At 66.6% G+C, this 19,891-nt stretch carries 21 protein-coding genes; 10 read left to right on the top strand and 11 right to left on the bottom strand.

The genetic code is table 11. From position 1 onward, the window contains the following. Positions 1–5: 5 nt before the first annotated feature. Positions 6–734, bottom strand: coding sequence for a 3'(2'),5'-bisphosphate nucleotidase CysQ (locus tag ACQI5H_RS13490; RefSeq protein ID WP_427079863.1), 729 nt, complete (start codon positions 732–734; stop codon positions 6–8). Positions 735–914: 180 nt separating this feature from the next. Between ACQI5H_RS13490 and ACQI5H_RS13485 the strand changes: the two genes are divergently transcribed. Further along, positions 915–1,472: a hypothetical protein gene (locus ACQI5H_RS13485; protein ID WP_427080003.1), complete on the top strand. Its 558-nt coding sequence runs from the start codon at positions 915–917 to the stop codon at positions 1,470–1,472. A gap of 66 nt (positions 1,473–1,538) precedes the next feature. Here ACQI5H_RS13485 and ACQI5H_RS13480 read toward each other — a convergent pair whose 3' ends face one another. Continuing rightward, positions 1,539–2,714: a thiolase family protein gene (locus tag ACQI5H_RS13480; protein ID WP_427079862.1), complete on the bottom strand. Its 1,176-nt coding sequence runs from the start codon at positions 2,712–2,714 to the stop codon at positions 1,539–1,541. 100 nt (positions 2,715–2,814) lie between these two features. Between ACQI5H_RS13480 and ACQI5H_RS13475 the strand changes: the two genes are divergently transcribed. Together ACQI5H_RS13475 and ACQI5H_RS13470 are read left to right on the top strand one after the other, a co-directional pair. Next, positions 2,815–3,207, top strand: coding sequence for a DoxX family protein (locus ACQI5H_RS13475; RefSeq protein ID WP_427079861.1), 393 nt, complete (start codon positions 2,815–2,817; stop codon positions 3,205–3,207). 197 nt (positions 3,208–3,404) lie between these two features. Beyond that, positions 3,405–4,265, top strand: a complete 861-nt coding sequence (locus ACQI5H_RS13470; RefSeq protein ID WP_427079860.1) for a DMT family transporter — start codon at positions 3,405–3,407, stop codon at positions 4,263–4,265. A gap of 12 nt (positions 4,266–4,277) precedes the next feature. Here ACQI5H_RS13470 and ACQI5H_RS13465 read toward each other — a convergent pair whose 3' ends face one another. From ACQI5H_RS13465 to ACQI5H_RS13455, 3 genes are read right to left on the bottom strand one after another with little or no spacing between them, the layout of a single operon-like run. Next, a complete protein-coding gene (locus ACQI5H_RS13465) occupies positions 4,278–5,810 on the bottom strand; it encodes a class I adenylate-forming enzyme family protein (RefSeq protein ID WP_427079859.1) in 1,533 nt (510 codons plus the stop codon). Further along, positions 5,807–6,655, bottom strand: a complete 849-nt coding sequence (locus ACQI5H_RS13460; RefSeq protein WP_427079858.1) for an acyl-CoA thioesterase domain-containing protein — start codon at positions 6,653–6,655, stop codon at positions 5,807–5,809. The genes ACQI5H_RS13465 and ACQI5H_RS13460 overlap by 4 nt, the downstream gene beginning before the upstream one ends. 56 nt (positions 6,656–6,711) lie before the next feature. Beyond that, entirely contained in the window at positions 6,712–7,071 is a 360-nt protein-coding gene (locus ACQI5H_RS13455) for a bleomycin resistance protein (protein ID WP_427080002.1), read from the bottom strand. A 194-nt stretch (positions 7,072–7,265) separates the two neighbouring features. Between ACQI5H_RS13455 and ACQI5H_RS13450 the strand changes: the two genes are divergently transcribed. Further along, positions 7,266–8,591, top strand: a complete 1,326-nt coding sequence (locus tag ACQI5H_RS13450) for a magnesium transporter MgtE N-terminal domain-containing protein (protein WP_427079857.1) — start codon at positions 7,266–7,268, stop codon at positions 8,589–8,591. Next, on the top strand, positions 8,588–10,267 hold the full coding sequence (locus tag ACQI5H_RS13445) for an Nramp family divalent metal transporter (RefSeq protein WP_427079856.1): 1,680 nt from the start codon (positions 8,588–8,590) through the stop codon (positions 10,265–10,267). The genes ACQI5H_RS13450 and ACQI5H_RS13445 overlap by 4 nt, the downstream gene beginning before the upstream one ends. Positions 10,268–10,282: 15 nt before the next feature. Here the strand turns inward: ACQI5H_RS13445 and ACQI5H_RS13440 are convergent, their stop codons facing one another. From ACQI5H_RS13440 to htpG, 3 genes are all read right to left on the bottom strand, one after another. Continuing rightward, on the bottom strand, positions 10,283–10,942 hold the full coding sequence (locus ACQI5H_RS13440) for a class I SAM-dependent methyltransferase (RefSeq protein WP_427079855.1): 660 nt from the start codon (positions 10,940–10,942) through the stop codon (positions 10,283–10,285). An 8-nt stretch (positions 10,943–10,950) separates the two neighbouring features. Then, positions 10,951–11,169 (bottom strand): hypothetical protein, encoded by a 219-nt coding sequence (locus ACQI5H_RS13435; RefSeq protein WP_427079854.1) that lies wholly within the window; start codon positions 11,167–11,169, stop codon positions 10,951–10,953. Between the two features lie 104 nt (positions 11,170–11,273). Next, positions 11,274–13,208, bottom strand: coding sequence for a molecular chaperone HtpG (gene htpG, locus ACQI5H_RS13430; protein ID WP_427080001.1), 1,935 nt, complete (start codon positions 13,206–13,208; stop codon positions 11,274–11,276). Positions 13,209–13,477: 269 nt separating this feature from the next. On the opposite strand from htpG, the gene ACQI5H_RS13425 reads away from it, so the two are divergent. From ACQI5H_RS13425 to ACQI5H_RS13410, 4 genes are all read left to right on the top strand, one after another. Further along, positions 13,478–14,104 carry a chitin-binding protein gene (locus ACQI5H_RS13425; RefSeq protein ID WP_427079853.1) on the top strand — a complete coding sequence of 209 codons (627 nt, stop codon included), beginning with the start codon at positions 13,478–13,480 and terminating at the stop codon, positions 14,102–14,104. A gap of 145 nt (positions 14,105–14,249) precedes the next feature. Continuing rightward, the gene (locus ACQI5H_RS13420; protein ID WP_427080000.1) at positions 14,250–14,375 is read left to right on the top strand and encodes a DUF2563 family protein; all 126 of its coding nucleotides are present in this window, start codon (positions 14,250–14,252) and stop codon (positions 14,373–14,375) included. Further along, positions 14,357–16,282 carry an alpha/beta hydrolase gene (locus tag ACQI5H_RS13415; RefSeq protein WP_427079852.1) on the top strand — a complete coding sequence of 642 codons (1,926 nt, stop codon included), beginning with the start codon at positions 14,357–14,359 and terminating at the stop codon, positions 16,280–16,282. Before ACQI5H_RS13420 ends, ACQI5H_RS13415 begins: the two co-directional genes overlap by 19 nt. A gap of 82 nt (positions 16,283–16,364) precedes the next feature. Beyond that, positions 16,365–16,847 (top strand): hypothetical protein, encoded by a 483-nt coding sequence (locus tag ACQI5H_RS13410; RefSeq protein WP_427079851.1) that lies wholly within the window; start codon positions 16,365–16,367, stop codon positions 16,845–16,847. 6 nt (positions 16,848–16,853) lie between these two features. Here the strand turns inward: ACQI5H_RS13410 and ACQI5H_RS13405 are convergent, their stop codons facing one another. Continuing rightward, complete coding sequence (locus ACQI5H_RS13405) at positions 16,854–17,777, bottom strand: TIGR03619 family F420-dependent LLM class oxidoreductase (protein ID WP_427079850.1); 924 nt, start codon at positions 17,775–17,777, stop codon at positions 16,854–16,856. Positions 17,778–17,881: 104 nt separating this feature from the next. On the opposite strand from ACQI5H_RS13405, the gene ACQI5H_RS13400 reads away from it, so the two are divergent. Further along, positions 17,882–18,568 (top strand): histidine phosphatase family protein, encoded by a 687-nt coding sequence (locus tag ACQI5H_RS13400; RefSeq protein WP_427079999.1) that lies wholly within the window; start codon positions 17,882–17,884, stop codon positions 18,566–18,568. A gap of 9 nt (positions 18,569–18,577) precedes the next feature. Here ACQI5H_RS13400 and ACQI5H_RS13395 read toward each other — a convergent pair whose 3' ends face one another. Together ACQI5H_RS13395 and ACQI5H_RS13390 are read right to left on the bottom strand one after the other, a co-directional pair. Continuing rightward, complete coding sequence (locus ACQI5H_RS13395; RefSeq protein ID WP_427079849.1) at positions 18,578–19,213, bottom strand: class I SAM-dependent methyltransferase; 636 nt, start codon at positions 19,211–19,213, stop codon at positions 18,578–18,580. Positions 19,214–19,217: 4 nt separating this feature from the next. Then, positions 19,218–19,661: a VOC family protein gene (locus tag ACQI5H_RS13390; RefSeq protein WP_427079848.1), complete on the bottom strand. Its 444-nt coding sequence runs from the start codon at positions 19,659–19,661 to the stop codon at positions 19,218–19,220. Between the last annotated feature and the right edge of the window lie 230 nt (positions 19,662–19,891).

Below are 19,891 nucleotides of genomic sequence, written 5' to 3'. Positions count from 1 at the left end.
GATGGTCAGCCGGTGACCGCGAGCACGGCCGCGGCGAGCTCGGGGCGGCACACCACCAGGTCCGGCAGCTTCGGGTCCGGCTGGTTGTAGGCCAGCGCTGAGCCGTCGATACGTGAGGTGTGCAAACCCGCGGCCCGGGCGACCGCCACAGGAGCGGCCGAATCCCATTCGAACTGGCCGCCCGCGTGGACGTAGACGTCCGACAGGCCCTGCACGATCGACGCCACCTTGGCTCCGGCCGAACCCATTTCCACCAAGATGCCGTCCAGGGCGTCGCGAACCGCCAACGCAATCGCGGGCGGCCGGGTGCGTGATACCACGATGCGCGGCTTGTCCGGTGCGGCGGGCGGTGCCGCGACGTCCGGTGTGGCCAGCGTAATGCCCTGCGCCGGCAGCGCCACGGCGCCGGCGACAAGCTCGCCGGCCTCCCAGAGCGCGACGTGCACCGCCCAGTCGTCGCGCCCGAGTTCGGAGAATTCCCGCGTGCCGTCGAGCGGATCGACAATCCACACCCGCTGCGAGCGCAGCCGTACCGGATCGTCGGCCCCCTCCTCGGATAGCACCGCGTCGTCGGGGCGCTCGTTCGCGAGCGCTTCCATCAGAAAGTCGTGGGATCGCTTGTCCCCCGCGGCTTTCCGCTCGCTCGCGTCGGCGTCGGCGAATTCGTCACGCACTCCGAGCAACAGCCGGCCCGCCTCGGTAGCCAGCCGCGCGGCCAGTCCGTGGTCATTCATCGGTCACTCCGGAGATCATCGCCATCCTCAATATGTTGGTCGGATTGACCAAACTTACCGTGCCGCGATTCATGCGGCACCTGCCACCCCGGGTGATGTTTCTGCCATAACCTAGGGAACGTGAGCGGCAACGTCTCTTCATCGAGTCGGCCGCGGCGGATTCCGCGGGGGCGCCTGAGCGTGATCGGCGTCGTCCTCGCCGTTCTGCTGATCGGCGGGCTCGGCTTCGTCGGGTTCAAGCTGACCCAGCACCAGAATGGCGCCGCGCCGTCGACCACCACCCAGCCGGCGCCCCCGACCAGTTTCGCCATTCCGGCTTGCTACAACCCAGCGGTTCAACCGGCCGAGCGTCCGAAGAAGCTCAATGTCCTGGGCTGCGCGAGCGTAGCCGTTGCGCTGCAAGACATGTCGTGGAGCTCGTGGGGACCACAGGGCGCCGACGGGACCGGCAACGCCGTCTTCAAAATGTGCGACCCGAATTGCGCGGCCGGCTACCAGCTCACCGATCCGGTCGTCGTGCACGCATGGAATCCGCAGCCGCCGCGCCCGGACGCCATCTGCCAAGTCGGGCTCAGGATTTTCGCCGACATGATCCTGGCGTTCCCCAAGGACGTCCCGCCGCCCACCGCGCAGAAAATGACCACCCAGTACAACGGAATGCCGGCGGTGCACTACGTGAACTACGCCGTCGGCAACGGTCGCGACACCCAATTCATCGGCTATACGTTCTGCAACTAGCCGCGGCCGCTCAGACCTGATGGCGGCGACCCGCATCGCCCGGCTTCGCCGCCCTCGCGATCGCCGCTAGACCTCGATGACGACCGCCCCGCCCTGGCCACCGCCGGCGCACATGGCGGCGACGCCGATGCCACCGCCGCGGCGGGCCAGCTCGTAGGTCAACGTGGTAACCATGCGCGCACCCGATGCCGCGATGGGATGGCCCAGGCTGCAGCCGCTTCCGGAGAAATTGACCTTCTCGTCGTCGATGCCGTACTCCCGGCATGCCGCGATCGGCACCGAGGCGAACGCCTCGTTGATCTCCCACAGCGCTACGTCGCTCACCGACAGACCCGCGCGCTGCAAGACCTTCCCGATCACCTTGACGGCACCCAGACCGCAGTCCCGTGGCGGCACGCCCACCGCGGCCCACGCCTTCACCGTGCCCATCACGTTGAGCTTTTCGGCTTCCGCGTAGTCGCGGTCGACGAGGGCGACCGCCGCGGCGGCGTCGTTGGTGCCACTGCTGTTGCCCGCCGTGATGGAGAATCCCTCGATCTCGGGGTGCAGCACCTTGAGCCCGGCGAGTTTCTCGACGGTGGTGTCGCGGCGCGGATGCTCGTCCACCGAGAAGTCCGTCACCGAGCCGTCCAGCTGGGTGATCTTCAGCGGGACGATCTCGTCGACAAACTTGCCCGCGTCGATGGCCGCGATGGCGCGCTGGTGCGACCGGGCGGCCCAGGCGTCCATCTCCTCGCGGGTGATGCCGACCGTCTGCGCGGTGTTCCAGCCCACCGTGATCGACATGTCCTTGGTGGGCGCATCGGGCGTCTCGACGTGGGTCGGCGGCAGCCAGCGCTCCTCGAACTTCAGCTCGGGACCGGGAATCCGCTGGTTCATCAGCGGGGTCATCGACAGCGACTGCACCCCGCCCGCGATGAGCACCCGCTCCATCCCGGAGCCGATCTGGGCCGCGGCGTTGCCGATGGCGGTGAGGCTGCCGGCGCAGTGGCGGTTGACCGCCTGACCGGGAATGTCCTCCATGCCGGTCGCCGCGGCCGCATAACGCGCCAGATCGCCTCCGCCGTAATGCGATTCGGCGAAGATGATGTCGTCGATGGCCGACGGGTCGACGCCTGAGCGACGCACCACCTCGGGTAGCACCGTGGTGACCAGAACCTCGGGCGGCGTGTTGACGAGCGTTCCTTTGAAGGAGCGCCCGATCGCGGTCCTGACTGCTCCGACGATGACGGGTGTGGCCATTGTTCACCTCGAACTGTTGGGTGGGCGGTGCGCCAAGTTTACACTAAACGCCTTAACCGTAACGCCACGGCCGGGTCACACATAGCGCTACGCTCGCGCAATGACCGCCACCCCCCTCATAAGGCCCGACACGACCCAGACCGCGGCATACCGCGTCGCGGCGATGCTGATGGGCATCGGGACCCTGCACTTCCTGGCACCCAAGCCGTTCGACATGATCGTCCCCGCGGAGCTGCCGGGAAGCGCGCGGCGGTACACCTACGTGTCGGGGGCCGCCGAAGTATCGATCGGCGCGCTGCTGTTGCCGCGACGCACCCGGCGGTCCGCGGCACTGGCGGCCGCCCTGCTGTTCGTCGCGGTGTTCCCGGCCAACGTCAACATGGTCCACTTGTGGTGGGGCAAGCCCTGGCCGATGCGAGTCGCCGCCCTGGCGCGCCTGCCGCTGCAGATACCGATGATCACCACCGTGCTGAAAATCCGGCGCAACAGCTAGCGTGTCCCATGCGCCACATGCGTCGCTGGCCGCGGCGGCGGCCGTTGTGCCCGCCTCCGAGCGACAACCGACAGTTGGCGGCGTCCTGCCTGGTCGCCCGAGTTGTCGCTACGAGGCGGGCAAACTGCCTGTCGCCTGACGCGGAAACGCATGTGGCAGTTGAGATCGTTGCGGCCTGAACACGCCGGGAGGTTTTAGTGGCAAAGGCGGACATCGCGGCCCTGCTCGCGGTCGCGGCGGCGTTGACGATGGCGATCGGAGACGTGATCGAGCAGCGATCCGCCCAGCAGGTCACGGACAAGCCGGTCGGCACGTGGACCCTGTTTCGCCAGCTGCTCCGCGATCGTCGGTGGTGGGCCGGCAGCCTCGTGGCCGGGGCGGGGTTCGGGCTGCAGGCCGCGGCGCTCGCGCTGGGTTCGGTGGTGCTCGTGCAGGCGTTACTGGTCACGTCGTTGCTATTCGCGTTGGTCATCAGTACGAAGACAAGCCACCGCAAAGTCACTCGCCGGCAAGTGATCTGGGCCGTGCTCCTCGCGGTGGCGGTGACGGTGGTAGTTGTCGTCGGCGATCCACAGGCGGGGAATCCGCGAGGGTCATTCAAGACGTGGAGCATCGTGGCCCTCGTCATGGGACCGGCGCTGATCCTGTGCGTGATCGGCGCTCGGGTCTTCTCGGGATGGACCAGCGCCCTGTTGCTGGGCCTGATGTCAGGTTCGATGTGGGGCCTGTTTTCGGTGTTGACCAAGGGTGTCGTCGACCAGCTTGGCCACGGGATCATGCCCTTGCTGCGCATGCCCGAGCTGTACGTGTGGGCGGTGCTGGCGGTCGCCGCGACGGCGTGGGAACAGTCGGCGTTTCGGGCCGGCCCGCTCACCGCGTCGCTGCCCGCCGTGACCGTCGCCGAGCCGATCGTCGGATCGGTACTCGGTGTCACGGTGCTCGGCGAAACGATGAGCACCAACGATGTCGGCCTGGTGGCGCTCGGTATGTCGGTCGCGGTGATGCTCGCCGCGACGGTGGCGCTGGCGCATGGGCAGGCCGCGGCATCGAGCGGCTAGCGCGCACAGCAGTCAGCCGAAGGTCTCGCGCAGTTCTTTCTTGATCACTTTTCCGAATTGATTGCGCGGCAGCGCATCGACGACCACGAGACGCTCGGGATGCTTGTACCGGCTGAGCCCGTGCGAATGACAGTGCTGGACAAGGGCTTCCAGCGACACACCGTCGGCTGACGTCGGTACCACCACCGCGCAGACCCGCTCACCGGCGCTGCGGTCGGGCACTCCGATGACGGCGACGTCGGCGACAGCCGGATGGGTAACCAGCACATTTTCGATCTCGGCCGCGGAAACATTCTCCGCGTTGCGGATGATCGCATCTTTGATGCGGCCGGTGACGCGAACGTTGCCGTTGGCGTCGATCAGCCCGAGATCGCCGGTACGCAACCAGCCCTCCCCGTCGAACGCGTCGGCGTCGAGCGTCGCGTCCGCATAGCCTTGGAAGCACTGCGGGCCCTTGAGCCGCAATTCGCCTTCACGCCCGGCGGGCAGTTCGACTTCCCGGCTGTCGACCGCGCGGACGCTGACCCCCGATACCGGCGGGCCCACGGTGTGGTCGAGCACCTCCGGCGGGGCGGTCAAAGGCGGTGAGGTAGCGCAGGGAAACTCGGTGAGCCCCCAGGCGTTGGCGATGCCGGCGACTCCAAAGGCTTCGCGAACCTGACGTCCCAGTTCGGGTGTGATGGGTGCGCCTCCGGCCAAGCAGCCCCGCAGGGCGGGGAACAGTGGCCGATCGCCGTGGGCGCGTTGGGCCTCGAGGAACGCCACGAAGAACGGTGTCGCCGTGCCGAGGAACGTAGGGTTATGCGCCGCAATGGAAAACGGCGTCGTCGCCGGGTCGAATGCCTCGAACAACGCCAACCGCATACCGGTCAGCAGCGCGGCGGCCAGCATCGCGGCGCCGCCGATGTGTGCGATCGGGAACGCGATCGGATCCACGTCGCGGCCCGTCGCGCCGACCATGCCCACCACGCCCGTCGAGCCGGCGATCACCGACGCGTCGGTGTGACGAATGCCCTTGGGAGCCGCGGTGGTCCCCGACGAGTAGTAGATCCAGCGGGTGTCGCCGGTGGATCCCGTTGGCGCCGTGAGGGTATCGACGCTGCCGCGGGGCAGCCGCAGCTGGCCGGCGGCGGGCGGTGTCTCCAGGTCGACGGCGATGACCTCGAAGCCCTTGTCCAAGGACAACGTCCTGGCAAGCCCGCCGTGGTCGAATCCGCGCCAGAAGTCGGGCGCCACAAAGAATTCCGTTGCCAGCTGCCCGGTGATGAAGTCGACTTCGCGTTCCCGCAGTATCGGGACTATCGGGTTTTGCACCGCGCCGAGTCGAGCGAGCGCCGCCATGACAACCATGGTTTCGAGTGTGGTGGGCAGCTGCCAGGACACGACTGTCCCCGCGCCGATCCCCCGTTCGGCGAACGCGGCAGCCGTCGCGCACGCGGCGTCGCAAAGCTCACGCGCGGTAAGGCTTCGGCCGTGCTCATCGGCGAGCAGGCGGCGATTCGGGTCGCGTTGAGCCGCGCCGGCGATCAACGACCAGAACGTCATCTCGCCAGTTGATCGCCGGACGGTGGGCGAAATCCGGAGTGTGCGAGCGAGACGGACACGGCGCTGCCGACCGGACCCTGGTGGTCGACGAGGACGGCCGACCCCGTGGCCACCCCCTCATTGCTGTAGTGAGTGAGCGCGGCCAGCCCGATATGCGGCCCTTCCGGCAGCCGGCTCAGGGTCAGGGTGTAGTCGACATTGATGAACTGCAGAGCCTGAGTGCCCCAGTTGGCGATTGCGGCCGTCACGTCGGCGGCCATCGCCGCTCGCGTAAAGGCCGTGAATGGCTCGCCGTCGATCAACGGGCGCGTTTCCTGCAACCACGTGTATTTCTGCCCGGACGCGTTGACCCAGTCGGGGTCGGGATTCTGGACTCCCGCGCCCCAGCCGTACGTCCGCATGAACAGCGACGGGTGTGTGCCGTCCTCCTCGATCGGTAGCCGCGGCATCTGCACCGGCTGTGACCACACGTCCCCGTCGGGCTGCGGGCCGCGCCGTAGAAACAGCGCACTCCCGCGCGCCACGGGGACGTCGTGCTGGATCAGGACCGCCTCGACGAGCCGCAGTCGCCGTCGCTCGTGTCGCACCTGGGTGCGCACCTCGATCGGTTCCAGCGCGGTCGGTGCGGGAAGGTCGACGGTCAGCCGCGCGGGCTGCAGTTCGGGGTCGTCGACGGCCTGTTCGACGGCCCAGCCCAAGAGGCCGCCGGCGACGTGGCCGCTGAGCGACGGCCCCCACCCTCCGCGGGCGATTTGGGTTGGCACGTAATGGCTTCCGTCACGCACGAAGTAGGGTGTCGCCGCCGTCGCGTCGACGTCGTCGGGCACGATCCTCGTCTCGGTCACCGCATGCCTGCCTTCTCCCGTAAAGCCACGAACCGTGAATATTACAGTATTGCCTTCTAGTCCTGTGGCGAGCCGACACGATGTGCGGTGCCGTCGGGATCGACATATGCGAATTCCCGTAAGCCGTAGGGTGTGTCGTGCGGAGCGATCAAGCGGCCTTCGAGGTGCTCCAGCGCCGTCCATTCCGCGTACACCGCGTCGGCGTCGCTCACGTAGAGGTACACACTCGCGGCCGTGCGGAGGGGATCGTGCTCGGCCCACTCGATGAGGTGGATCGACACCGATCCGCGGTCGGCAAAACCGTACTGCTCGGGTCCTTCGTAGGCGCGGGCATCGAATCCGAGTCGGCGGTAACGATCAAGCGCGATGTCAAGGTCTCGGACGGGGACGATCGGTGATACCGACGTGAAATCAATCGCGGGCACACCACAGTGTGTCAGCGGGGTCGGACGGCGCCCAAATGGCCTCCCGCCGTTTACCTGTTGGCGGTGGAAAGCCGCCACGACCAGGGCGTACACTCTGGCGGCCGAGCCGGTCAAGCGACGATACTTGCGCCATCACAGTGCGGGCCCGCTGGCGGGGGCCTATCGCACAGCGTTGAGGAGGACAAGTGAGCACATCAGAGACGCCGGCCGGGGGGCTGCCGGTCATCCATCTGTCGCAACTGCTGCGCGCACCGGTGCTGGCCCGCTCCGGCGAGACCGTGGGCCGGGTCGAGGACGTGATCGTGCGGCTGCGCGGCGCCGAGGAGTATCCGTTGCTGACTGGGATCGTCGCCGGGGTCGGCGGCCGGCGAGTCTTCATCGGAAGCAAGTCGATTCATGAGTACGCCACGGATCGAGTCATCTTGGCCAAGAACAAGATTGACCTCCGGGGGTTTGAGCGCCGCGACGGTGAGGTGCTGCTGCGCGCCGACGTACTGGGGCACAGGTTGATCGACGTGGCCGCCGTGGAGTTGGTGCGCGCCTACGACGTCGAGCTGGAAGACACCGGCGCCGGGTGGGTGCTCGCGCGGCTGGACACCCGGCGGCCGCCGTTGTTGTTCGGGCTGATCAAGCGCTCCGGGGGCCACGCGGCGCGCGATTGGAAGGCATTCGAGCCGCTGATCGGGCACGCGCGCTCCGATGCCGTCCGCCGCATGTCGGGCCGGTTCGGCGGATTCAAACCCGCCGAGATCGCCGATCTGCTCGAGGACGCCGACAAGGCCGAGGGCGGCGAGATCCTTGATCGGGTGCGCAGCGACCCGGAATTGGAAGCCGATGTCTTCGAAGAGCTCGACCCCGACAAGGCGAGCCAACTCCTCGATCGCATGCCCGACGACGAGGTCGCGGCGCTGCTGGGCCGGATGCGCGCCGACGACGCCGCCGATGCGATCGCAGACCTTCGGCAATCGCGGCGCCGGCGCGTACTGGACCTGATGCCGGCCCCGCAGCGCACCAAGGTGATCACCCTGATGGGGTTCAACCCCGACAGCGCCGGGGGGCTGATGAACGTCGACTTCGTCTCCTGCGCCGCCACCGCAACCGCCGGCACCGCGCTCGCACTGATCGCCGACGCCCGCACCGTACAGCCCGAGGCGCTGATCAAGATGCACGTCGTGGACGAGGACAAACGCCTCGCGGGCGTGGTGTCAGTGATCACGCTATTGCAGGCCGATGCCGCCGAAAGTGTTGGGGCACTGATGGATTCCGATCCGATCCGCGTCGGATCCGAAGCCGACCTGACGGACATCGCGCTGCTGATGGCCGACTTCAACCTCTATTCCATCCCGGTGGTCGACGAGCAGGACCGCATGCTCGGGGTGGTCACCGTGGACGACGTGCTGGAGGCCACCGTCCCCGAGGACTGGCGACGGCGCGAACCCGCGCCCCGACCGGTCCGCGATATCACCAGTGATGAGGACAACGCGTCGGTGCCGAGAGGGGAAACTACGTGAGTTCCGGCGACGACAACACGGCCGTCGCGGGAGCGTCGGGTCCCGGGGTCGAACCGCCTGAGGTGCGGCGGACCGCGGTGCTCGACAGCAAGCACCTGGGTGATATCGAGGGCGCGTTCGGGCGCATCAGCGTCGGCGAGACCGACCATCCCCGCACCCTGAAGACCAGGCTGCTGACGCTGCTGGCAATCGTCGGTCCGGGGATCATCGTGATGGTCGGCGACAACGACGCCGGCGGGGTGGCCACGTATGCCCAAGCCGGCCAGAACTACGGCTATTCCCTGCTGTGGGTGCTGTTGCTGCTCATCCCCGTGCTGATCGTCAACCAGGAGATGGTGGTCCGACTGGGCGCGGTCACCGGCGTGGGACACGCCCGGCTGATCAACGAGCGCTTTGGGCGCGGCTGGGGCTGGTTCTCCGTCGGCGACCTGTTCCTGCTCAACTTCTTGACGATCGTCACCGAGTTCATCGGCATCACCCTGGCCGCCGACTACATCGGGGTGTCGAAATACGTTGTGGTGCCGATCTCGGCGGTGGCGCTGGTTGCGATCATGGCGAGCGGCAGCTTCCGGCGTTGGGAGCGGGCGATGTTCGTCTTCATCGCGGTCACGCTGCTGCAGGTCCCGATGCTGCTGATGTCGCATCCGCAGTGGGCGCATGCGGCGAAGTCGTTTGTGGTGCCCAGCATCTCGGGGGGCGTCAGCTCGGACGCGGTGCTGCTGATCATCGCCATCGTCGGCACCACCGTGGCGCCGTGGCAGCTGTTCTTCCAGCAGTCCAATGTCGTCGACAAACGCATCACTCCCCGATTCATGGGCTACGAGCGCGCCGACACCGTCCTGGGGGCCTTCGTCGTGATCGTCGGCGCCGCGGCGCTGCTCATGACCGGCGACTGGGCGGCACGCTCCACCAACACAGCCGGCCGTTTCACCGACGCCGGCGACATCGCGCACCTGCTCGGCCAGCACAGCGCGACGCTTGGTTCTTTCTTTGCGATCGTGCTGATGGACGCGTCGATCATCGGCGCGGCCGCGGTCACCCTGGCAACCAGCTACGCCTTCGGCGACGTGTTCGGCCTGAAACATTCGCTGCACCGCGGTTTCGCCGACGCCAAACAGTTCTACCTGTCCTACACCGCGATGGTGGTGCTGGCCGCGGCCATCGTGCTGATCCCCGGCGCCCCGCTCGGGCTGATCACCACCGCGGTGCAAGCCCTCGCCGGTCTGCTACTGCCCAGCGCCAGCGTGTTTCTCCTGCTGTTGTGCAACGACCGGGAAGTGTTGGGGCCCTGGGTTAATCGGCCCTGGCTCAACTGGGTCGCCGGGTTGATCGTCGGCACCCTGCTGCTGCTGTCCGGGATTCTGATGGCCACTACCCTGTTCCCCGGTATCGACGTCGTCGCCGTCGCCGGCTACCTGGCCCTGACGTTGGTAGTGCTCGTGGCCGCGGCCGCACCGGCGTTGCGCTGGATGGCCCGTCGACAACCCGCGCCACCGGCCGCCAAGCTCCCGGCGCGCGGGATCGACCGCACCCATTGGCGGATGCCGCCGCTGACCCTCTTGGAGCCGGTCACCTGGTCGCCGGGCACCCGGCTCGGCATGATCGCCCTGCGCGCCTACCTGATCCTGGGAGCGCTGCTACTGGTGGTCAAGGCAATCCAGGTCAGCCGCGGATAGTGTTTCCGTTGTCGATCAATCGGGTTTGACGAGAGTGACCCGCCATAACCGACGCGGTAGGTCTCCCTCTTCGAAGGTGTGCACGTCGTCCAGCGCCCAGCCATCGGCCAACCGGTCGACGAGTTCGCGAGAGAAGAAATGCACTGCGAACCCGCCGTGCTCGAAAATCTCGTTGCCGAGCGGGTTTCCGGCCCCGTAGTGGGCATCGTCGGTGTGCCGGACTGTGTAGACGAACTGTCCGCCCGGTCGTAGTACGCGACGGACCTCGTTCACCGCGGCGTGGATTTCTTTGGTAGACAGCGCCATACAGAGCGCCATATGTGCGAACACCGCATCGACGGTTTCGTCATCGAGCGGAAGGCGCTCGCGCAGATCGTGCACGATCGTCGAGACCGTCGTGGCCAAGCCCTGGGCTTGGGCGGCCCGCTGGATTTGGTCGAGCGCGACCCCGCTGAAGTCGGTGGCCAACACAGTGAAGCCCTGCCGCGCGAAATAGAGGGCATCGCGGCCATGACCGGCCGCCAGCTCCAATACCCGCTTTGCGCCAGCAGCCCTGAATGCCTGCGCCGCGTGCACTGCCGGGGCCGACGGGGCAGACCCATACATGCCCGGGTGCGTCCGGTAGGTGTCGTCCCAGTGCTGGCGCTGTGTCCGGGTTGAATCCGCCTCCGACACGTGTAGAGCTATCGACGCGAGCGCGGAGGTCGGCTGCCCGGGGCGGTAAAGCCCCCGGTGTCATCGAAGAAGGCCCACTCCCCCTCGTCGTCGACTTCCATGCGCCAACCGAGCTCGGAGGTGTGTGCAACGGAATTCGTGAACCAGGCGTGCGCAGCCTCGGCGCTGTCGAAATCCCTTGTCGCGATGATTTCGCCATGCGGTCCGATAACGCGAAACCTAGCCATACGGTGTGGTTATCCCTTCTTATCGGCATTCAATCGCAAGTAATGTCCGCCGACAAGTGCCGCGAAGGGACCAAAGTCAAGTGGGCTTCATGGGGCGCCGAGTATTAGACGGTGCGCGCCAGCCGGCCCGCTAGCAGCTCGGCGAACCTCGCCGGATCTTCGAGCGCGCCGCCTTCGGCGAGAAGCGCTGTGCCATAAAGCAGTTCGGCGGTCTCGACGACCTCGGCGCGAGCGGCGTCGTCGTTCGCCTGCTGCTGCGCCTGCCGCAGCCCGGTGATCAGCGGGTGGGTCGGGTTGAGTTCGAGAATCCGCTTCCCGACCGGAACCGCCTGCCCGGAGGCGCGGTACATCCGCGCGAGGGCCGGCGTGATGCCGAAGGCGTCGGTGATCAGGCAGGCCGGCGACTCGGTCAGCCGGGTTGACAGCCGGACTTCCTTGACGTGCTCGCTCAGGGTTTCCTTCAGCCAAGCCAGCAGGTCGGCGAACTCTTTCTCCTGTTCCTCGCGCTCAGCCTCGCTTTGCTCCTCTTCGGCGTCCAGGTCCACCTCGCCCTTGGCCACCGATTGCAGCGGTTTGCCGTCGAACTCGGTCACCGTTCCGACCCAGATCTCGTCGACCGGGTCGGTGAGCAGCAGCACCTCGTAGCCCTTGGCCTTGAACGCCTCGAGGTGCGGCGACTTCAGGATCTGCTGACGTGTCTCGCCCGTCGCGTAGAAGATCTGCTCCTGCCCTTCCTTCATGCGCTCGACGTACTCGGCCAGGGTGGTGGCTTCCTCCTCGCTGTGCGTCGACGCGAACGAGGAGATGCGCAGCAGGGTGTCCTGATTGTCGAAGTCCGACATCAGGCCCTCTTTGAGGACCCTGCCGAACTGAGTCCAGAACGTGCGGTAGTCCTCAGGGCGCTCGGACTGCAGATCCTTGATCGTGGAGAGGACCTTCTTGGTCAGGCGGCGACGGATCGCGTTGATTTGCCGGTCCTGCTGCAGGATTTCGCGAGAAACGTTGAGCGACATGTCCTGTGCGTCGACGACGCCCTTGATGAACCGCAGATACGCGGGCATGAGCTGGTCGCAGTCGCCCATGATGAACACGCGTTTGACGTAAAGCTGTATCCCGACGCTGGCGTCGCGGTCGAAGAGGTCGAACGGGGCGTGGGTCGGGATGAACAGCAGCGCCTGGTATTCGAAGGTTCCCTCGGCTCTCATCGCGATGACTTCGAGTGGGTCGTCCCACGCGTGCGCTATGTGTTTGTAGAACTCCTTGTACTCCTCTTCGGACACTTCGTCTTTGGGCCTGGCCCACAGCGCCTTCATCGAGTTGAGGGTCTCGGTTTCGAGGGTGACGACCTCCTCGCCACCTTCCTCAGCGGGCGGAGTGCGGCGCTCGACTTCCATCCGGATCGGCCAGGCAATGAAGTCGGAGTACTTCTTGACCAGGTTCCTGATCATCCACTCCGCGGTGTAGTCGTGTAGCTCGTCCTCTTTGTCTTCGGGCTTGAGGTGCAGCGTGACCGACGTGCCCTGCGGGGCATCCTCGACGGATTCGATGGTGTAGGTGCCCTCACCGCTCGACGCCCACCGGGTGGCTTCGCTCTCGCCGGCTTTGCGCGTGAGCAGCTCGACCTTGTCGGCCACCATGAACGACGAGTAGAAGCCGATACCGAACTGCCCGATCAATTCCTCGGAAGCGGCCGCGTTCTTGGCCTCGCGCAGCTGCTGGCGCAGCTCGGCGGTGCCGGACTTGGCCAGTGTTCCGATCAGGTCCACGACCTCCGCCCGTGTCATGCCGATGCCGTTGTCGCGAACCGTCAATGTGCGGGCGCCCTTGTCGATCTCGATGTCGATGTGTAGATCGGAGGTGTCGACGTCGAGGTCTTTGTTGCGGAACGCTTCGAGGCGCAGCTTGTCGAGTGCGTCAGAAGCGTTCGAGATCAGCTCCCGCAGAAACGAGTCTTTGTTGGAGTAGACCGAGTGGACCATCAAGTCGAGCAGTTGACGTGCCTCAGCCTGGAACTCCAACTGCTCTACACCGGCGTTCATGCGATTCGACATAGAACTAAAATCTACCGAGATCTGAATCTGTGACGGTGGGGGGCCTCACACATTCGCTCATTCGACGAGCGAGACCGCCGCGCCGGCATATCCGCCGCCAACCAGGCGAAACACCGTCCCGTGCGACCCGAAATCAGCCGGCATCGGCCTCGTCGCGCAAAGAGTCTGCACGTCCGGATCACAGCGCACGCATAGCCGGGCTTCCTAGCGTCGGTGGGCGTAGGGGGAATCAAGCAACTAGAGACGGGTGACGGACCATGAAATTCAAGCAACTGATCGCGGGAGGAACCATCGCAGGTGCTCTCGGTGCGGCGGTGTTGGGTGTGGGAGGGGGCACGGCGTACGCGGCTCCGGCCTCGCCGCCGCTGGCTCCAGGCGCTCCCCATGATCCGCCGGGACCCGGTGGGCCCGGCGGTCCAGGAGGGCCCGGCAATCCCGGCGGACCCGGGAATCCGGGCGGCCCCGGTGGCCACGGCCAAAACGGTCCCGGCGGACCCGGTGACCACGGCCCGGGCGGGCCCGGCGGACCTGGCGGGCCCGGCGGACCTGGCGGGCCCGGTGGACCGGGCGGCCCCGGTGGTCCCGGGGATTACCACCCGAATGGGCCCGGCGGCCCAGGTGGGCCCGGTGGACCGGGCGGACCCGGCCCGTGGCGCGGCGATCCGCACCGTGGCTACTTCCACGCAGCCCCCTGGGGTGACGGACCCGCACCCTGGGGATGGGGTGAGCCGCCGCGGCCCGCGTGGGACCGGCCGCTCCCACCGCCCGGCGGGCAGTGGGGCTACGGCCCGATCAACTACTGGGGCTACCAGGAAACTCCCGTCTGGGACCCCGGCTTCAACCAGTGGGGCTTCTGGTTCTTCGGGGTCTGGATCCCGCTGTAAAAGCCACCTCACACGGCGCCCGACTTGCCGCTCGGCGAGGCGGGCGTCGGCGTCGGCGCCACTGCCCAAGGTGAATTGACGGCCACAGGGGCGGTAGTAGCGTGGTCTCGAGTTCGAAGGGGAAGCGGTGGTCGTCGGCAGGCAGATGCTGCACTCGGGATCCAACGAGTCGCTGGGCCGCGAGGCGCACTGTGCTGCCACGGATTTCGCCGCCATGGATGAGCGCAGCGTCGCAAAACCGCGGGCGGTGCGATGCAGCTGCGGTACATAAGCGTCGCGGCGCTCGTCGCCGAAGCCGGCGGCGATCCCTGGGCGATCAACCACAGCCTGCAGGCCGGCCGCCCGGCCCAAATCTCCGACCTGGCGGAGGCGTTTCACGCCGCGGGCCGCTCCACCTCCGAGTCCAGCGCCGCTTTCGACGAAGCCCGCCGCCGCTTCGAGGCGTCCTGGAATCGGGACAACGGCGAGAATCCGATCAACGACTCCGCCGAAGTGCAGCGCGTGTCCAAAGCTCTGGGCGCCCAGTCCGTACAGCTGCCCAAGATCGGCGTCGACCTGGAAAACATCGCCGCCGCCCTCGCCGAAGCACAGCGAACCGGCGCGGTGGAGATCTCAACCCTCGAGGGCCAACTACAGCAGCTCGACAACGAAATCGGCCAAGCGGTCGAAGAGGAGAAAGACATCCACCTCACCGCGGCCGATAAGTCCGCGCTCGATGCGCTGATCACTCACCTCGAGCAAGAAGCCATTGACGACACCAAATCAGTACTGGGCCAACTCGTCTCGCTGCGCGACGGCTACTCGGACTATCTGCAGAAATCACTGGCCACCGTTCGTGCCGACGGATACGACGCGCCAATCAGCCAGGGATTGGGTGTGCCACCGCAGATTCCGCCACCCAATACCAAGCCCGAAGATGTGAAGAAGTGGTGGGATTCGCTGACCCAACAACAACGAGACCAGCTGATCGCTGAGCACCCGCCGGAGTTGGGAAACCTCAACGGAATCAACGCCATCGCCCGCGACGCCGTCAACCAAGCGGTGATGAACGACGACATCAATCTCGTCGAGAACATCGCCAAGCAACGCGGCGTGTCGGTCGCGGACGTCCTCGCCAACCCTGGCCTATATGGCCTTTCGGGCACCGAGGTCACGCGCTATGGCAACGCCGTAAAGACGCGTGACGGCCTGAACTACGACCGAGGGCCGGAAGGCCCCAACCAACGACCCGTCATGCTCTGGGCCTACGACCCGTTGGCATTCAACGGCTGGGGCAGGGCGGCGATCGCGATCGGCAATCCCGACTACGCGCGCAACACCGCCGTCATCGTCCCGGGCACCGGCAGCAGCGTGCAGCAGGGCTGGATGTCGGGGCACCAAGACGCGACCAACCTCTACGACCAGTCCCTGGCGGCCGACCCCGACCACCACTACACGTCCGTGATCGCGTGGATGGGTTATGAAGCGCCGCACGGCTTCTCCGATGTCCGGGTCAGCGAGCCCGGGTTGGCGCGGGCTGGCGGTGATCTGCTTGCCGCCGACGTCAACGGCCTGTGGGTAACCCACAACAGCCTCACGCCCGAGCACATCACGGTCATCGGCCACTCCTACGGCTCGACCACCGTTGCCGACGCGTTTGCGCATAGCAACATGCACGCCAACGACGCCGTGCTGATCGGTTGTCCGGGAACGGATCTGGCGCACAGCGCCGCAGACTTCCACCTCGATGGCGGGCACGTCTACGTCGGCTCGGCCTCCACCGACCCGGTCAGCTGGATCGGCCAAGGCAGCGGCCTGCCCGAAGAATGGCTCAAAGGCAAGCTCAGGGACCACGGACTCCCCGTTCCCTACGACGCCGGTCTGGGCCGCGATCCGGCCGGCGATGGCTACGGATCGATCCGGTTCCACGCCGAAGTGGCGGGCTCCACGGACATGGACAGGCACGACCATTCGCACTACTACGACATGGGCAGCGAGGCGCTGCGCAGCATGACCGACATCGCCAGCGGCCAGTCCGACCACTTGGCGACCGACGGACTACTTGCGGACGGCCGGCGCCAGCCACACATCGGGCCGTTCCGAATACCCGGTATACCTGCATATATCGACCCCGAACACGACCGCCCCCGCGATACGATCAACGACAACCATGCCTACCCCGCGTACGCCCCTCGCTGATCGCCACCAAATGCCATGGCGGTCCGTGATCTTCACTGCGCTAGTCCTCGTCCTGTCGATCGCCACGGGAGGGTGTTCGCTGATGTTTCCTGACCGGCACGACATTGACCATCCGGCCAACCCGCTCTCCGATGACCAAACCCAAGCCCAGGTTGTCGACGCCGCCAAGCAAATCGCACAGCAGGTGAGCCTGCCAGACGTGTACGGGGGCTTCGTGTTTCAGTCGTGCAACGACCAGGGGGAGCCACCCTACCGCGGGGTCGTCGAGATGAGCTTCAAACTGCCAACGGATGACCGCAAGGGGTATCCCGCCGAGGTCGACCCGGACACGTTCTTCAATCAAATCGCCGCGACGATGGTCGCTCACGGGTGGACCGACGGGCCCCCGCCCGGATTGCGCCCGAACGGAAGGGTCATCAACAAGAACGGCGTCATGGCGGTCATGTCCGCGGGGCCGAACCCCGGCTGGAACCGCATCCAGCTCTACGGCGAATGCCGGAACATGACCGATCACCACAACGATGGCAAGACCAGCTGGGTGAAGATCACCGACCAATTGCGTTGAGGATGCTCAATCCGCGACGTGCGGTTTGATTTCCTCGATCACCCACTGCGCGTAGTCCAGGTAAGCCTCCGGCCCGTCCAGGCGCGGCGGAGGGACCGAGCTGAACGTCACGCCGAGTTCGGCGAAGCGGCACAGCTGGTCGATGATTTCTTGCTTGCCCATCCCAGGGCGATAATTGGGGTCGTCCGCCGCGACGTGGCCCTCGCCGACTCTGCCCATTCCCAGCGGATACATGACGTCGAAGGACCTGCCGTCGTACGTCGGCTGCGACTTGATGAAGTCGACCTTGACCGGAACGTCTTCGACCTTCGACAGAAACGGCCACCATCCCGATGCGAACCGCGCCGCCCGCTTCAGCGCCGCATCCGCGTCACCCGCGATCCAGATCGGCAGATGTGGGCGCTGCACCGGCTTCGGCGCGAACGCGATGTCGCCGAATGACACATACGTGCCCCCAAAACTCGGCGACTCGCTTGTCAACAGTTCGACCATCGCCTGAAGGTACTCGTCGGCGATGCGGCCCCGCTCATGGAACGGCACCCTCAGCGCGTCGAATTCCTCTGCGTCCCAACCCACCCCGAACGTCGCGGTGATGCGCCCGCCGCTCATCCAGTCCGCGGTCGCCAGCGCCTTGGCCAGCACAATCGGATGATGCAACGGCAGGATCGTCACGCTCGAATTGACCCGGATCCGCTGTGTCGCCCCGGCGACGAACGCCTGCGCGACCGTCGAATGCAGATAAAACGGGCCGGACAGCTCCAGGTGCGAATGCGGAACGACGAAATGCTCAGGCACCGAAACCATGTCGTAGCCCAGCTCGTCGGCGCGCTTGAGCATCGCCGCTTGCTGCGGTCCCGTCACGGCGAACTCCCAGTCGGCCGTCATCGCCGGCAACTCCAGCGTGTGCGGCAGGGCGAATGCCAACTTCATCCCGCCATGATGTCGGGTCGACGGCGAGCTGCGTCCGCCGGGTGCCCGGTCACGGGCCGCGGGCTTTAGACTGCTCGCGTGAATCCGGTGAAATCGTGCTAACCCTGCGGCGTTTCGCCGCCGTCGTGGCCGTCTCGGTGCTGGCCGCGGGGTGCGGATCGGCGCATGCGGCCGGCCCGCGCACCATTACGTTGACGCTAGTGCGCCACGCCCAGTCGGCAGCCAACGCGTCCGGCTTGATCGACACTTCAATCCCCGGCCCGGACATCACCCCCAAGGGGTGGTGTCAGGCGACGCTCGCGGCCACGCAATTGGCCCCCAATCACTACGACGGCATCTACGCCTCGCCCATGATCCGCACGCAGGAGACGGCCACGCCGACGGCTCAGGCGCTCAGCGAACCCGTAACGGTGTTGCCCGGGCTGCGGGAGATCGAGGCGGGCCAGTACGAGGGCACACCCGAGTCCGACATCCCGCAGACGTACTTCGCCGCCCCCCGGCGATGGTTGCAAGGTGACCGGAGCGCGAGGATCCCGGGCTCGGTGGACGGCAACGAATTCGATGCGCGGTTCGACGCTGCCGTCCAACAGATTTACGACAGCGGCGAGCAGAACCCCGTCGCCTTCTCGCACAGCGCGGCGATCATGTTCTGGATGCTGATGAATGTCCGCAACGTCCCGTCACAGCTGACCGCCAAGCCGCTGCCGAATGTCGGGCGCGTGGTGCTCACCGGAAATCCCTCGGGCGGCTGGACATTGACCGACTGGGATGCCGACCCCCCGCAGTGCTGACGACGTAGCTTAGCTCTTGGTTCCGACCGTGATCAGGTCGGAGACGATCTGAGTCCACAGCGGTCGCGGGATGCGGTGCTGATCGGCGACGGTGAACCCCGCTTTCTCGAACAAAGACCGCATCTCGGTTGGCGACGCGTTGTGCTGAGGTTTCCACCGATTGGCGGCCGAAGCCTGTAGCCGCGGTTGCCGCGTGCTCAGGGCGCTGACGGCCACCAGGCCGCCGGGGGCCAGCACACGGTGGAACTCTCGCAGCGCCGCCGGCTGGTCGAAGAAGTGAAACGCCGACGTCGTCACGACGGCGTCGAGGGCCCCTTCGCCGAAGGGCAGCTGCTCTGCCGGCCCGCGCAGCCATTTCACCCGGTCGGACCTGGCGCGGGCTTTCTCGAGCATGCCGTCGGACATGTCGATCCCGTAGATCTCATCGGGCTGCAGTTCGCGCTGAATCCGGTCGCTGAGAATGCCTGTGCCGCAGGCGATGTCAGCGATCCGTCGGGCTCCGTGCTCGCGTAGCTGCGCGATCACTTCGTCGTGCGGCGGTCGGTACACCCACTGCTGCAAGATCGGCAGGTCGTAGGCCGGGGCCAGGAAACTCCATAGCCGCGTTACCGCGCTGTTGAGTCCCCGCCGTTGCGGTGCCGTCATGCGCTCATTCTGCCCCGGCGCCAGCGGCGCGTCGAAGTGCGATCAGGACGGGGTTGTCTGATTCGGCCCAGGTGATTTCGAAGTAGTTGCCCTCCGGGTCGCACAGGTAGGCCGATCGGCCGCTGAAGAACTCCGCGTCGACGGGCTCCTTGGTCACCCGGGCGCCGGCGTTCCGCATGCGCTCTGTCAGCCGGTCGACCTCCTCGGGAGTGTCGACGTTGATCCCGATCGTGAAGCGAATGCCGCCCGTGCTCGGCTCGGGCTCGGTGTGTCCGTCACGGGCGAGCTGCGTGACCGGAAACAGAGCCAGGACGATGCCACGAAGTTCGAATGCCACGAACTCGCCGTCGTCGATGATCTGCGGCCAGCCGAGCGCGCGGTAGAACTCCCGGAGCGCTGGGAGATCGTGGGCACCAAGGGTGATCAAATTGGCCAGGGGTGCGTTCATGGCGCCGAGTATCCGCCTGGCCTACGACATCGGGTCGAGTCGCCGACGCGGACTCAGGTGCGAAAGTTCGCCTAGCGGCCCGGGCCACCTGGCCCACCGGGTCCCCCAGGCCCGCCGGGACCGCCAGGTCCCCCCGGCCCCCCGGGTCCGCCGGGTCCATTGGCGGCAGGGAGCACGAATACGCATTGGTTCAGGTCAACGCTCCAGGCCCAACCCGGGGCGCAGGGTTC

Source organism: Mycobacterium heidelbergense (genome assembly GCF_050205645.1).
GTDB classification, from domain to species: domain Bacteria; phylum Actinomycetota; class Actinomycetes; order Mycobacteriales; family Mycobacteriaceae; genus Mycobacterium; species Mycobacterium heidelbergense_A.
The sequence above is the reverse complement of the archived record's forward strand: the minus strand, read 5'-3'. Positions and strand labels throughout refer to the sequence as shown.